Origin of the sequence: uncultured Caulobacter sp. (assembly GCF_937900395.1) — a bacterium.
Lineage (GTDB): Bacteria > Pseudomonadota > Alphaproteobacteria > Caulobacterales > Caulobacteraceae > Caulobacter.
Map to the genome: position 1 here is coordinate 69,056 of NZ_CALCDX010000151.1, position 12,568 is coordinate 81,623.

A 12,568-nucleotide genomic window follows, 5' to 3' on the forward strand; every position below is an offset into this window, starting at 1 on the left:
GCAAAGTGCGGCCGCGCCGTTGCTTGGCGCCCGCGCGGCTTGTCGAACGCCTCGCGGCCTGTTGCCCTCTCCAGCCGCGGGTCTGAGGAGAGTACGTATTGACCCCGGCACGATCTCAGACCCTACAAGGACTGCTGGCGAAAGGAACGCGCGGATGAACGAGACCAAGCCCACGGCGCATGGCGCCCCGGCGGCCGACCAGGTGAAGGACCCGGTCTGCGGCATGAGCGTGGACCCGGCCAAGACCGCGCACCATGCCGAGCACGCCGGCAAGCCGCACCACTTCTGCAGCGCGGGCTGCCGGGCCAAATTCATCGCCGATCCCGACCGCTATCTCGGCGCGCCGGCCGCGTCGGCCGCGTCGGCCGCGCCCGAAGGCGTCATCTGGACCTGCCCCATGCATCCGGAGATCCGCCAGGACCATCCCGGAGCCTGTCCCATCTGCGGCATGGCGCTCGAACCGGCGACGGTGACCGCCGACGCCGGTCCCAGCCATGAGCTGATCGACATGACCCGCCGCTTCTGGGTCGGTCTGGCTCTCAGCATCCCGGTGCTGATCCTCGAGATGGGCGGCCATCTATTCCCCGCGTTGCATCACATCATCCCGATGCCGGTTTCGATATGGGTCCAGTTCGCCCTGGCTACCCCGGTGGTCCTATGGGCCGGTTGGCCGTTCTTCGAGCGTGGCTGGGCCTCGCTGAAGACCCGCAACCTCAACATGTTCACGCTGATCGCCATGGGGACGGGCGTGGCCTGGATCTATAGCGTCGTCGCCACGCTCGCGCCCCAGGTCTTCCCACCCGCGTTCCAGAACACCGACGGCGTGGTGGCGGTCTATTTCGAGGCCGCGGCGGTGATCACCGTGCTGGTGCTGCTGGGCCAGGTGCTCGAACTGCGGGCGCGCGAGCGCACATCGGGCGCGATCAAGGCGCTGCTCAATCTGGCGCCCAAGACCGCGCGCCGCATCGCGGCGGACGGGTCGGAGGCGGAGGTCAGCCTCGATCTGGTGACGGTCGGGGATCGTCTGCGCGTGCGGCCCGGCGAAAAGGTCCCGGTCGACGGGGTGGTCGAGGACGGCCGTTCCTCGCTGGACGAGTCGATGGTCACCGGCGAGTCCATGCCGGTCACGAAGGCCAAGGACGACAAGGTGATCGGCGGCACGCTCAACCAGACCGGCGCGCTGGTCATCGTCGCCGACAAGGTCGGTCGCGACACCATGCTCGCCCGCATCGTCCAGATGGTCGCCGAGGCCCAGCGTTCGCGCGCGCCGATCCAGCGCATGGCCGACCAGGTCTCCGGCTGGTTCGTCCCGGTCGTCATCGGCGTGGCGGTCCTGGCCTTCATCGCCTGGAGCGTCTGGGGGCCCGAGCCGCGCTTCGCCTACGGACTCGTGGCCGCCGTCGCCGTCCTGATCATCGCCTGTCCCTGCGCGCTGGGGCTCGCCACGCCGATGTCGATCATGGTCGGCGTCGGCCGGGGCGCGGGCGTCGGCGTCCTGATCAAGAACGCCGAAGCGCTCGAGCATATGGAGAAGGTCGACACGCTGGTCGTCGACAAGACCGGCACGCTGACGGAGGGCCGCCCGGCGGTCACGCAGGTCGTGCCCGCGGCGGGGTTTGACGAGGTCGAACTGCTGCGGCTGGCCGCGTCCGTCGAACGGGCGTCCGAACATCCGCTGGCGCTGGCCATCGTCGAAGCGGCCAAGGCGCGCGGCGTCGCGGTCGCCGAGGTCAGCGATTTCGATTCCCCGACCGGGCGCGGCGCGCTGGGAACCGTCGAGGGCCGCCGCATCGTGCTCGGCAACGCCCGGTTCCTGGCCGACGAGGGCGTCGCGACCGAGGCCCTGGCGGAGCAGGCCGACGCCCTTCGCCGCGACGGGGCCACGGCGATCTTCATCGGCGTCGACGGCCGGGTCGGCGGCGCCTTCGCCATCGCCGACCCCGTCAAGGCGACCACGCCCGAAGCCTTGGCCGCCCTCAAGGCCGAAGGCATCCGGGTGGTGATGCTGACGGGCGACAACCGCACCACGGCCGAGGCGGTCGCGCGGCGTCTGGGCATCGAGGAAGTGGAAGCCGAGGTCCTGCCCGACCAGAAGAGCGCCGTCGTCGCGCGTCTCAAGCGCGAGGGGCGCGTGGTCGCCATGGCCGGAGACGGCGTCAACGACGCGCCGGCCCTCGCCGCGGCCGATGTCGGCATCGCCATGGGCTCGGGGACCGATGTGGCGATCGAGAGCGCGGGCGTCACCCTCCTCAAGGGCGACCTCAACGGCATCGTCAAGGCGCGGCGGCTGAGCCAGGCGACCATGTCCAACATCCGCCAGAACCTGGTCTTCGCCTTCATCTACAACGTCGCGGGCGTGCCCGTGGCGGCCGGCGTGCTCTATCCGCTGTTTGGCATCCTGCTCTCGCCGATCATCGCGGCCGCGGCGATGGCGCTGTCCTCGGTCAGCGTGGTCACCAACGCGCTGCGGCTCAATCGGCAGAAGATATGAGCATGCGCGCTCGTCCCGAAGCCGCCGCCCAAACCGCTCGCCGCCCCTAGGAGCCCGCCAATGCATTACAGCCGCGGAAATTATGAAGCGTTCGTCCGTCCCCGCAAGCCGGAGCGGGCCGACAGGGCGACGGCCTGGTTCGTCGGCGCGGGCCTCGCCGGCCTGGCGGGCGCGGCCTTCCTCATCAGGGACGGCGGCGTCGCGGGCGAGCGCATCACGCTTCTCGAGGAGTTGGAGCTTCCCGGCGGCGCCCTTGATGGCCTGGACGTGGCGGAAAAGGGGTTCGTCATCCGCGGCGGGCGCGAGATGGAGGCGCATTTCGAGTGCCTCTGGGATCTCTACCGCTCGATCCCCTCGCTCGAGATCGAAGACGCCAGCGTCCTCGACGAATTCTACCGGCTCAACAAGGACGATCCGAACGTCTCGCTGCAGCGGGTCACGCAGAGCCGCGGGCAGGATGTGCCCGACAAGGCGCTGCTGACGCTGAACGACAAGGCCCAACGAGAGCTCCTCTCCGTCTTCCTGGCGACCCGCGAAGAGATGGAGAACAAGCGGATCAACGAGGTGTTCGGCCCCGATTTCCTGAAGAGCAATTTCTGGCTGTTCTGGCGTACGATGTTCGCGTTCGAGGAGTGGCATTCGGCCCTGGAGATGAAACTCTATCTCCACCGCTTCATCCACCACATCGGCCAGCTCGCCGACTTCTCGTCGCTCAAGTTCAACCGGTACAATCAGTACGAGTCGATGGTCCTGCCGCTGGTCAAGTGGCTGCAGGATCAGGGCGTCCGGTTCCGCTACGGCGTTCAGGTCACCGACATCGATTTCGCGATCGACGCCGAACGCAAGCAGGCGACGCGGATCGGCTGGATCGAGAAGGGCGCCGAGGGCGGCGTCGATCTTGGCCCCGACGATCTGGTGTTCATCACCATCGGGTCGCTGACCGAAAATTCCGACAGCGGCGACCATCAGACCCCGGCCAAGCTGAATCAAGGCCCGGCGCCCGCCTGGGACCTGTGGCGGCGCATCGCGGCCAAGGACCCGGCCTTCGGACGTCCCGACGTGTTCGGGGCCCATATTGCGCAGACCAAATGGGCGTCGGCGACCATCACCACGCTCGACGCGCGTATTCCGCAGTACATCCGCAAGATCGCCAAGCGCGATCCGTTCAGCGGCAAGGTGGTCACCGCCGGCATCGTCACGGCCAAGGATTCGAGCTGGCTGCTGAGTTGGACGGTCAGCCGCCAGCCCCATTTCAAGAAGCAGCCGAAGGACCAGCTCGTGGCCTGGTTCTACGCCCTGTTCGTCGATCGGCCCGGCGACTATGTGAAAAAGCCGATGCAGGCCTGCACTGGCGAGGAGATCACCCAGGAATGGCTCTATCACCTCGGCGTCCCGGTCGAGGATATCGCCGATCTCGCGGCGAGCGGCGCCAGGACCGTGCCGGTGATGATGCCCTATATCACCGCCTTCTTCATGCCCCGCCAGGCCGGAGACCGGCCGGACGTGGTCCCGGCGGGGGCCGTCAATTTCGCCTTCATCGGCCAGTTCGCCGAGTCCAAGCAGCGCGACTGCATCTTCACCACGGAGTATTCGGTCCGCACGCCGATGGAGGCGGTCTACACGCTGCTCGATGTCGAGCGCGGCGTGCCCGAAGTGTTCAACTCGACCTATGACATTCGCACTCTGCTCGCCGCCGTCGCGCCGCTGCGGGATGGCGAGGGCATCGAGATCCCCGGCCCCGCCATCCTGCGCAAGCTGCTGCTGAAGACGCTGGAAGGCACCGAGATCGCCAAGCTGGTCGAGCGGTTTCATCTGATCGCGGACTAGCGATCGCCGGGGCGGCCGCCGCGGCGAGCGTCTAGGCTCGCGGCGGCCGTCCCATCCCCGCCGCGAAGGCGATCCGCAGGGTCTGGGCCAAGGTCTGGACGCCGAGCTTGCGTGCCAGGCTCGCGCGACAGACCTCGACCGTGCGCGAGGAGATCCCGAGATCATAGGCGATGGCCTTGTTCGCGCGCCCCTGGGCGAGACCTTCGAGGACATCCCGCTCGCGCGGCGACAGAGCCTCGACGCGGCCCTGCGCCTCGGCTTCCTCGGCCGCCCGGCCATCGGCCCGGTCGATGCGCGCGAAGCCGCGATGGAGCGCTTCGAGCAGCATGGCCTTTTCAACAGGCTTGGCCAGGAAGTCGACGGCCCCGGCCCGCATCGCCCGGACCGCCAGGGCGACATCGCCATTGCCGGTCAGCACGACGACCGGCATGTCGACGCCGATATCGGCCAGGGCGACCTGAACCTCAAGCCCGCCCAGGCCCGGCATCTGCATGTCCAGGATGACGCAGCCGATCTTGGCCTGCGTCGCGACGGCCACAAACGCCGTCCCCGACGGATAGGTCTCGACGCTGAAGCCCGTGGCGCGGAGCATGAAGCCGACCGACCGCTGGATCGTCTCCTCGTCGTCGACGATATGAACGACACGCTTGTCCCCCATGGGCCTCCTCAGGCGAACTGAGCGGGCGCCAGGCTGCAGTGGCGAATGCGGCGCCGCTTCGCGGACGCCTTGTGCGGGTTGGACCGGGGTCCAGGGTCAAGAGGCTTCGCCGTTCGCCTCCCGGCGGCTGGCCGAGGATTGGCGAACGCCGTTCACAGCAGGGCGCGCACGGCCTGGGCGATCGCCGGCGTCATGTCGATGGCGTTCGACGCATGGGCGACCGTGTTGGTGCTGACGATGCGCGCGACGTGTTCGCCCAGGACCTGGGCGGCGTCGCCGGCGAACAGCGCATGCACCACGACGCAGTCCGGCGGCGCAAAACCCAGGGCCTTGAGCTGGCGGGCCGCGACGGCGAGCGTGCGGCCCGACGAGGCGATGTCGTCGACGAGCACGGCTTGGCGGCCCAGGAAGGCGCCGGCGTTGGGGATCGAGATGTCGACCTCACGATCCCCGGACCGCTGCTTTTGGCAGACCAGGAACGGCGCGTCGGCGCCGGCCGCCACCTGCGCCACCCACTGCTCGCTCTCCAGATCGGGCCCGACGATCACCGGTCGGGCGACGTTCCGCCTGATCCACGACGCCATGAGCGGCGCGGCGTGAACGAGCTGGCTGGGGATTCGGTAGATCTCCGCCAGGGCGTGATGGCGGTGCAGGTGGGGATCGACGGTCACCAGCCAGTCGAGGTGGCGCGAGAGCACCGCCGCGAAAATACGCGACGTGACCGCCTCGCCCGGATGGAAACGGGTGTCCTGGCGCATGTAGGCCAGATAGGGCGCGATCAGGCCCACCCCGCGCGCGCCAAGCTCGCGCAGCGTGTCCGCCGCGAAGAGCAGCGGCGGCAATTTCGCGTCCGGACGCTCGAGGCCGCAGACCAGGATGACATCGCGCTCGGTGACGTCGCTGTCGATCCGAAGGTAGGTCTCGCCATCTGGAAACTGGCGCTGCAGCAGGACCCCTGCCTCCGCGCCGAGCGCTGGGCCAAGGGCTTGGGCCAGGCGCTCGCCGCCGTCCAAGGCGAAGACGATCGGCGGCGTCATGGCGCCGCGATCGCGAAGATCGCCCCGTCGCTCAAGGCGAAGGCGGCCGCATAGTCCAGTTCGCCGGGGCTCTCGGCGTGAAGGGTGCACAAGGGCGACCCCGCGACGATCGACTGGCCGAGCCGGGCGTGGACCGCCACCCCGGCCGCCTTGGCCATCGGCGCGCCCGCGAGCTTGGCGACGGTCGCGAGTTTGCGGTTGTCGATGCTGGCGATCCGGCCGCTGGAGGGCGCGGTCAGGTCTCGCTGGAAGCGGGCGACCGGCGGCGAGCGCATGCCGCCTTGGGCCTGGCAGATGCGCTTGAACTTGGCCCAGGCGCGGCCGCTCTCGAGGCTTTGCCGCGCGCGCGCGAGGCCAGCGCCAGGGGCCGCCACGCCCGCCAGCTCGAACAATCCCCCGGCCAGTTCACAGGCCCTATGGGCGAGATCCTCGACGCCGGGCTCGCCTTGAAGCACGGCCAGTATGTCCAGCGCCTCCAGCGCCGGCCCGATGCCGCGTCCGATCGGCTCAGCCCCAGGGCCATACATCACCCGCGTGCGCAGGCCGAAGGCGGCGGCCACCGAGGTGAGCGCCGCCTCGAGATCCCGCGCGGCCTCCAGGCTCCGCACCTTGGCGGTCGGTCCCACAGGAACGTCGATCACCAGGTGGGTCGCGCCGGCGGCGATCTTCTTGGACAGCACCGAGGCCACCAGCTGGCCGACCGCGTCGATGTCGAGCGCCCGCTCGACGCCAATGATCACGTCGTCGGCCGGGCTCAACCGAACCGCCCCGCCCCAGGCGATGCAGCCCCCCTCGCGCGCCACCACCCGGCGGATCGCGGCGATGTCGAGGTCGACGGGCGCCAGAACCTCCATGGTGTCGGCGGTGCCGGCCGGTGAGGTGATCGCGCGCGAGGAGGTCTTGGGCATGACCAGGCCTTCGGCCGCCATTATCGAGACGATGATCGGCGTGGTGCGGTTGCCCGGCAAGCCGCCGACGCTGTGCTTGTCGACGACGATCGGCCCAGGCCAGCTCAACTGCTCGCCGACCTCGACCATGGCCTTGGTCAGTCCGATCGTCTCGGCCTGATCGAGCGGCGCCGCCGAACAGGCGGTGACGAACGCCGAGAGGTGGACGTCGCTATAGCGATGCTCGGCGATATCCGCGACGATCGCCGAAAAGGCCGCCTGGCTCAGGCGCTCTCCATAGATCCGGCGGCGCACCGCCCGCAGCGAGGCCAACGGCGGAGCGTGGGCGACCTCCACGCGGTCGCCCGCCTTGACCCCGAGCCGGGCCCATGCGGTCTCGGAAAGGCCGATCTCGCCGGGGTCTGGCGTGTCGCCCGAGCTGTGCAACAAGGACACCACCGCCTCGCGGCCGCCGGCGCGCAGGACGACCTGGGCGCGCGACCCCAGGCCCTCGGACCGGCAGACCGGGCAGTCGTGCCGCATCACCGCGATCATGTCGCCGCCAGCCGCGGTGAGCCCCATGCGACGCGCGCGCAGCGTGGCCGACGCCGGCCTCGCGTCGGCCTGCTCGTGCCTTGGGACGCTCACGCCAGCCGCCCCCAGCTGCCGAGGGTCGGGACGGTGCAAGGCCAGCCGTGTTCCTCGCCGATGCGCTTGGCCAGGACCTGCGCGCCGGCCGGCTCGCCATGGGTGACATAGACATGCCGCGGCGCCGCCTGCATGGCGCCCAGCCACCGCATGAGCTCGTCGCTGTCGGCGTGGGCCGACAGCATGGTCAGGTTCGCCACCTCGGCGTGGACGGGGACGTGTTCGCCGTGGATCTTGATCGTCCGGGCCCCCGAGACGAGCGCAGCGCCGCGCGTGCCGGCCGCCTGGAAGCCGGAGAACAGGATGAGGTTGCGCTCATCCGGGGCGAACCGCTTGAGATGGTGCACGACGCGGCCACCGGTCGCCATGCCGCTGGCCGAGATGATCACCTTGGGGGTGGCGTCCGCGGTCAGCGCCTTGGATTCCTCGACTTCGCGCACATAGTGCGCGACGCCGCACGCGGCTTCGCATGCCGCGCGGCTCAGCCTGTGTTCGTCCATGAAATCACACATCAGCCCGCTGGCGTCGATCGCCATCGGGCTGTCCAGATAGATCGGCGCATCACGCAGCCGGCCGTCCGCGCGCAGACGGGACAGATGATAGAGCAGCGATTGGACGCGACCGACCGCGAAGGCGGGGATCACCACGGTTCCCCCGCGTCGGATGCACCGTTCGATATGGTCTCCCAGCGCCCGCGACGGATCCACGCGGTCATGGCGGCGGTCGCCATAGGTGGATTCGACGATGACGTAGTCGGCCCGCGCCGGCGGTTCGGGGTCCTTGATCACCGCGTCGTCATAGCGCCCGATATCGCCCGAGAAGAGAACCGACCGGCCCTTCCAGTCGATCTCGATCGACGCCGCGCCGAGGATGTGGCCGGCGCGATGGTAGCGCGTCCTGATCCCGTCGGCGAGCGAGCGCCATTCGCCAAACCCGATGGTCTCGAACAGCCGCAGGGCCAGGCGCGCGTCGGCCTCCGTGTAGAGCGGCAGCGCCGGATCGTGGCGCGAGAAGCCGTGGCGGTTGGCGAACTCCGCGTCCTTCTCCTGGATGCGCCCGCTGTCGGCGAGCAGCAGTTGGCAAAGGGCCGCCGTGGCCGGCGTGCTGAGGACGGTCCCATCCCATCCCAGGCGGGCCATGCGTGGCAGGGCGCCCGAATGGTCGAGATGGGCGTGGGTGAGCAGCACCTGCTCGACGTCGGCCACCTCGGGCGCAAGCGGCGCCCAGTTGAGGCGGCGCAGGTCCTTGGCCCCCTGGAACAGACCGGAATCGACCACGATCCGGGTCTGGCCGTCGTCCAGCAGGTAGCGCGAGCCCGTCACCGTGCCCGACGCGCCGAGGAAGGCCACGGCAAGGCCGCCGGCCGGCCGCTCGGCAAGGTCGATGCGCGCTTCGCGTTCAAGGGCGGCCGTTCCGAAATTGCCGTGGAGCCGTTGCTTCTTCCTGTTCCTGTGCATGGGCGGCTTGCCTCTGGTGATGATGCTCGCCGCGCAGCCTTTCAGGCTCGGTCGCCGCGGGCCAATACGCAAAGGCCGCAGACATCGCCGCCTGCCTCCGGGGACCCGCGGGCGCCGCCCCCACCCGCCGCTGCGGCCTCTACCTATACTTGGCGCCCGGGTCGCGGGCCTATGATAGGGCGTCAAGGCCTGAAGTGAGCGATCCATGGATGTTCAACACCAAAAGCTGCGTCGGCGCGGAACGATCGTCCTGGTCGGGTTCCTGCTGATCGCCGGCTTCTTCCTGACCACCGAGCACGCCGCGCATGTGCTCGGCGTCTTGCCCTATCTGCTCCTACTGGCCTGTCCGCTGATGCACCTGTTCATGCACCATGGCCATGGCGCCCATCAGCACGGGCGAGAGGACGCGCCCGGCCGCATCCCGGCGGACGCGCCGGCCAATCCCAACGAACCGGTCGAGAGGCAGCGGCGATGACCCATCCCGGTTACGGCTACGGCCTCTGGGGACTGGCTTTGGTCAACGCCGCCGTCTTCATCCTGTTCGCGTTCAGCTTCTTCAAGCCCGCGACCGGCCGCGACTGGCGCAGCTTCGGCGCGTTCAGCGCCTTTATCGTCGCCCTGTTCGCCGAGATGTACGGCTTCCCCCTGACCATCTTCCTGCTCTCGGGATGGCTGCAGTCGCGTTTTCCCAGTGTCGACTGGTGGAGCCACGACGCCGGCCACCTGCTGGAGATGATGTTCGGCTGGCGGGTCAATCCCCACTTCGGACCGTTCCATATCGCCAGCTTCGTGCTGATCGGGACCGGGTTCTGGCTGATCTCGGTCGGCTGGGTGGCGCTGCACGCCCGTCAGCGCCACCGGGAGCTGGCCACCACGGGGGTCTACGCCAGGGTGCGCCATCCCCAGTACGCCGGCTTCATCCTGGTGATGCTAGGCTTCCTGCTGCAGTGGCCCACGCTGTTGACGCTGGCGATGTTCCCCGTGCTGGTGGTGATGTACGTCCGCCTGGCCCGTCACGAGGAGCAGGCGGCGCTGGCGCAGTTCGGCGACGCCTATCGCGACTACAGGGCGCGGGTTCCCGCCTTCATCCCCCGCTGGCCGTTGCGTTGACCCCCGCCATCGCCGCGGGGGCGACCGGGCGATGCTCAGCGAAGGGGCGCGAGCATGGCGCTCATCTGGTCGATCTCCTGCTGCTGGCCCTTGATGATCGTGGCGCAAAGGCTGCGGATCTCAGGATCCTTCACCGGCGCGCGTCCGCACATCAGGATCGCGCCAGCGTGATGCGGGATCATCGAGCGCAGGAACTCGCGGTCGCCGACCAGCCACTGCTGGCGAATGGCCGCAAAGCACAAGACCCCGATGACGAGGCTGGACGCGACCAAGCCGCGGTTGAGGCCCTTGCGCGGATACATCATGCCCATGAGCACGAGTTCGAGCATGACCATCGGCGCGGTCATCAGGCCGGCCATGTAGGCCTGGTTGAAGCTTGGATGGATGTTCGCGGCCCTGTCGACCATGGCGTACATCAGGACATACATGGCCAGGAACGACAGCACGGTCATGGCGGCCAGGCGCAGGTAGGGCCTGTGGTGTTGATGGTCTTTGGGCGCGTGGTGCTCGGCCATGACTGTTTTCCGCTCCTGGAGCCCGGCGCAACCACGCGCCGGGGCGAGGTTTTCCAGCGGGTTGCGATGCTCCCACAACCGGCGAACGGCGCCCCCGTTCCGCCTCTGAAAATATTCACCGCGACCGCGCCAAAGGTCGAGGGATGGTCCAGGCCGCTGCGTATTGGACCAGATGGCGGCTTTCAGGCCCCGCCTCCAAGCCGTCGCCAGTCCGCGCGCGTCGCGGCAAATCGCATTCGGGGATTGTCCGGACATGACGAGGCCGTGTGACCGCGCTAAGCTCGCCCGATGCTAAGGCATGCGCTCGCTTTCCTGGCCGCCGTGGCCCTCGCGTTCAGTCCGCTGGCGGTCAACGCCGCGCGGGCTGATTGCGACATGGCCGGCATGGACGCGATGAGCATGATCGCCATGGCCCCCGCCGGCGACGACGTGGCCCAGGCCGAGCCCTGCTGCGATCACGGCAAGACCATGTCGGCCAAGGATTGCGCCAAGGCCTGCGCGATCAGTTGCGCCCTGTCCGTTGCGGCCCCCTGCCCGGGCTCGGAGACCCCGATCGCCGTCGGCTATTGCGTCGAGACCCGCTGGTCCAACACCAGCGGCCGCACCCACCGCCTCATCCCCGAAGATCCGCCCCCCCGAACGATCGCCTAGGACCGGCCCGAGGGCCGATCCCCGCCATCGCTGGTTTCACGCCCCGGTCCTGCCGGGCGCGCGTGATCGCCCGCGCTTTCGCCGGCTGGCTTTTCGATCTTCAAGGATGACCTTCATGTCTCCCCGCCTTCCCGCGCTGGCGCTCGTCTCCGGCCTAGCTTCCGCGACGACCGTCTCGGCCGCCACGCCACGCGCCTGCGGCTATTTGCGGGCCGCCCAACCGGCCTGCCTGGCTCGCTAGCTCGGCCGGGACGGGTGGGGCCGATCCCCTGTCTTCGCCCGTCCCGTCCGGCCCCGGCGAAGCGGCTGCAAACGCTTCGCCGGGGCGCTGGCCCCTCACGGCTTCCTCCAGGATTTTCGTCTCCATGCGTATTCTCCCCCTTCTGGCCGGGCTGAGCTTGGCGAGCGTCGCCCACGCCGCGCCCCTGACCTACGCCCAGAGCCTCGACGCGGCCGCGGCCAATGCGCCGGCGCTGCGCGCCGCGGCCCTGCAGGTCGAGGCCGCCAAGGCCTCGGCCAAGGCGGCCGGCGCCCTGCCCGATCCCAAGCTCGCCGTCGGCCTCGACAACTTCCCGGTCTCGGGGCCGCCGGCCGGCCGGTTCGGAACCGACGAGATGACCATGGGCAAGGTCGGCTTCAGCCAGGACATGCCCAGCGCCGCCAAGCGCCAGGCGCGGATCGGCCGGGCGCAGGCCGACATCGTCGCGGCCGGGGCCGAGGGCGCGGTCGAGGCCCGCCAGGTCCGGGTCGCCACGGCGCTGGCCTGGATCGAACTGCTCTACGCCCAGCGCAAGCTCGCCGCCCTGGACGGGGTGGTCGCCCAGCTGGCTCCCCTGTGGAGCGCCGCCCCGTCCGGCGTCGCGTCCGGACGCTCGCGGCCCGCCCAGGCGCTGGAGGCCGCGCAGATGCGCGCGGCCCTGGCGGATCGCCGCAGCGAGGCGGTCTCGGCCCTGGGGAGGGCCCGTGCGGCCCTGACCCGCTGGACCGGAGATCCCGACCCCGAGGCGCTCGGTCCGGCGCCCGACCTCGATCTCCCCCCCGCCAGTCTTCGGGCCGCGATCGACCGCCATCCCGCCGTGCTGGCCAAGGACGCCGCCGCCCGCCAAGCCCAGGCCGACGTCGCCCTGGCCAAGGCCGACAAGCAGCCCGACTGGAGCTGGGAAGTGGCCTACCAGCGCCGCGACCCGATGTTCGGCGACATGGTCTCGGCCGGGGTCAGCATCAGCCTGCCGCTGTGGGGCAAGAGCCGCCAGGATCCGATGATCGCCGCGCGCACCGCCAGCGCCG

Annotated in this window: 12 protein-coding genes; 7 read left to right on the forward strand and 5 right to left on the reverse strand. The window is 69.7% G+C overall.

The window, feature by feature from the left end:
* The first annotated feature begins 154 nt into the window (after positions 1–154).
* Both Q0379_RS12575 and Q0379_RS12580 read left to right on the forward strand, forming a co-directional pair.
* On the forward strand, positions 155–2,491 hold the full coding sequence (locus Q0379_RS12575) for a heavy metal translocating P-type ATPase (protein WP_062099706.1): 2,337 nt from the start codon (positions 155–157) through the stop codon (positions 2,489–2,491).
* 60 nt (positions 2,492–2,551) lie between these two features.
* Positions 2,552–4,318 (forward strand): oleate hydratase, encoded by a 1,767-nt coding sequence (locus Q0379_RS12580; RefSeq protein WP_062099707.1) that lies wholly within the window; start codon positions 2,552–2,554, stop codon positions 4,316–4,318.
* Positions 4,319–4,349: 31 nt separating this feature from the next.
* Here Q0379_RS12580 and Q0379_RS12585 read toward each other — a convergent pair whose 3' ends face one another.
* The 4 genes from Q0379_RS12585 to Q0379_RS12600 all read right to left on the reverse strand — a co-directional run bounded on the left by Q0379_RS12585 (position 4,350) and on the right by Q0379_RS12600 (position 9,077).
* A complete protein-coding gene (locus Q0379_RS12585) occupies positions 4,350–4,976 on the reverse strand; it encodes a response regulator (protein ID WP_062099708.1) in 627 nt (208 codons plus the stop codon).
* Between the two features lie 152 nt (positions 4,977–5,128).
* Positions 5,129–6,013, reverse strand: a complete 885-nt coding sequence (locus Q0379_RS12590; RefSeq protein WP_062099709.1) for a ribose-phosphate pyrophosphokinase — start codon at positions 6,011–6,013, stop codon at positions 5,129–5,131.
* Positions 6,010–7,548 (reverse strand): thymidine phosphorylase family protein, encoded by a 1,539-nt coding sequence (locus Q0379_RS12595; protein WP_062099727.1) that lies wholly within the window; start codon positions 7,546–7,548, stop codon positions 6,010–6,012. The genes Q0379_RS12590 and Q0379_RS12595 overlap by 4 nt, the downstream gene beginning before the upstream one ends.
* Complete coding sequence (locus Q0379_RS12600) at positions 7,545–9,077, reverse strand: MBL fold metallo-hydrolase (RefSeq protein WP_231732072.1); 1,533 nt, start codon at positions 9,075–9,077, stop codon at positions 7,545–7,547. Before Q0379_RS12600 ends, Q0379_RS12595 begins: the two co-directional genes overlap by 4 nt.
* Positions 9,078–9,210: 133 nt before the next feature.
* Between Q0379_RS12600 and Q0379_RS12605 the strand changes: the two genes are divergently transcribed.
* Both Q0379_RS12605 and Q0379_RS12610 read left to right on the forward strand, forming a co-directional pair.
* Positions 9,211–9,480 carry a DUF2933 domain-containing protein gene (locus tag Q0379_RS12605; protein ID WP_062099711.1) on the forward strand — a complete coding sequence of 90 codons (270 nt, stop codon included), beginning with the start codon at positions 9,211–9,213 and terminating at the stop codon, positions 9,478–9,480.
* Positions 9,477–10,115, forward strand: a complete 639-nt coding sequence (locus tag Q0379_RS12610; RefSeq protein ID WP_062099712.1) for an isoprenylcysteine carboxylmethyltransferase family protein — start codon at positions 9,477–9,479, stop codon at positions 10,113–10,115. The genes Q0379_RS12605 and Q0379_RS12610 overlap by 4 nt, the downstream gene beginning before the upstream one ends.
* 35 nt (positions 10,116–10,150) lie before the next feature.
* Here Q0379_RS12610 and Q0379_RS12615 read toward each other — a convergent pair whose 3' ends face one another.
* The gene (locus Q0379_RS12615; RefSeq protein WP_062099713.1) at positions 10,151–10,630 is read right to left on the reverse strand and encodes a DUF305 domain-containing protein; all 480 of its coding nucleotides are present in this window, start codon (positions 10,628–10,630) and stop codon (positions 10,151–10,153) included.
* Positions 10,631–10,918: 288 nt separating this feature from the next.
* Here Q0379_RS12615 and Q0379_RS12620 point away from each other — a divergent pair, with 288 nt between their 5' ends.
* From Q0379_RS12620 to Q0379_RS12630, 3 genes are all read left to right on the forward strand, one after another.
* Positions 10,919–11,281 (forward strand): hypothetical protein, encoded by a 363-nt coding sequence (locus Q0379_RS12620; protein ID WP_299009105.1) that lies wholly within the window; start codon positions 10,919–10,921, stop codon positions 11,279–11,281.
* A 115-nt stretch (positions 11,282–11,396) separates the two neighbouring features.
* Positions 11,397–11,522: a hypothetical protein gene (locus tag Q0379_RS12625; RefSeq protein WP_255357039.1), complete on the forward strand. Its 126-nt coding sequence runs from the start codon at positions 11,397–11,399 to the stop codon at positions 11,520–11,522.
* Between the two features lie 124 nt (positions 11,523–11,646).
* Positions 11,647–12,568: TolC family protein (locus Q0379_RS12630; RefSeq protein ID WP_299009109.1), on the forward strand; the 922-nt coding region annotated here is incomplete at its 3' end.

Coding starts and splice junctions, on each gene's coding strand:
- Q0379_RS12620 (WP_299009105.1), top strand. CDS start 10,919: ATGCTAAGGCATGCGCTCGCTTTCCTGGCCGCCGTGGCCCTCGCGTTC.
- Q0379_RS12615 (WP_062099713.1), bottom strand. CDS start 10,630: ATGGCCGAGCACCACGCGCCCAAAGACCATCAACACCACAGGCCCTAC.
- Q0379_RS12590 (WP_062099709.1), bottom strand. CDS start 6,013: ATGACGCCGCCGATCGTCTTCGCCTTGGACGGCGGCGAGCGCCTGGCC.
- Q0379_RS12580 (WP_062099707.1), top strand. CDS start 2,552: ATGCATTACAGCCGCGGAAATTATGAAGCGTTCGTCCGTCCCCGCAAG.
- Q0379_RS12585 (WP_062099708.1), bottom strand. CDS start 4,976: ATGGGGGACAAGCGTGTCGTTCATATCGTCGACGACGAGGAGACGATC.
- Q0379_RS12625 (WP_255357039.1), top strand. CDS start 11,397: ATGTCTCCCCGCCTTCCCGCGCTGGCGCTCGTCTCCGGCCTAGCTTCC.
- Q0379_RS12605 (WP_062099711.1), top strand. CDS start 9,211: ATGGATGTTCAACACCAAAAGCTGCGTCGGCGCGGAACGATCGTCCTG.
- Q0379_RS12610 (WP_062099712.1), top strand. CDS start 9,477: ATGACCCATCCCGGTTACGGCTACGGCCTCTGGGGACTGGCTTTGGTC.
- Q0379_RS12575 (WP_062099706.1), top strand. CDS start 155: ATGAACGAGACCAAGCCCACGGCGCATGGCGCCCCGGCGGCCGACCAG.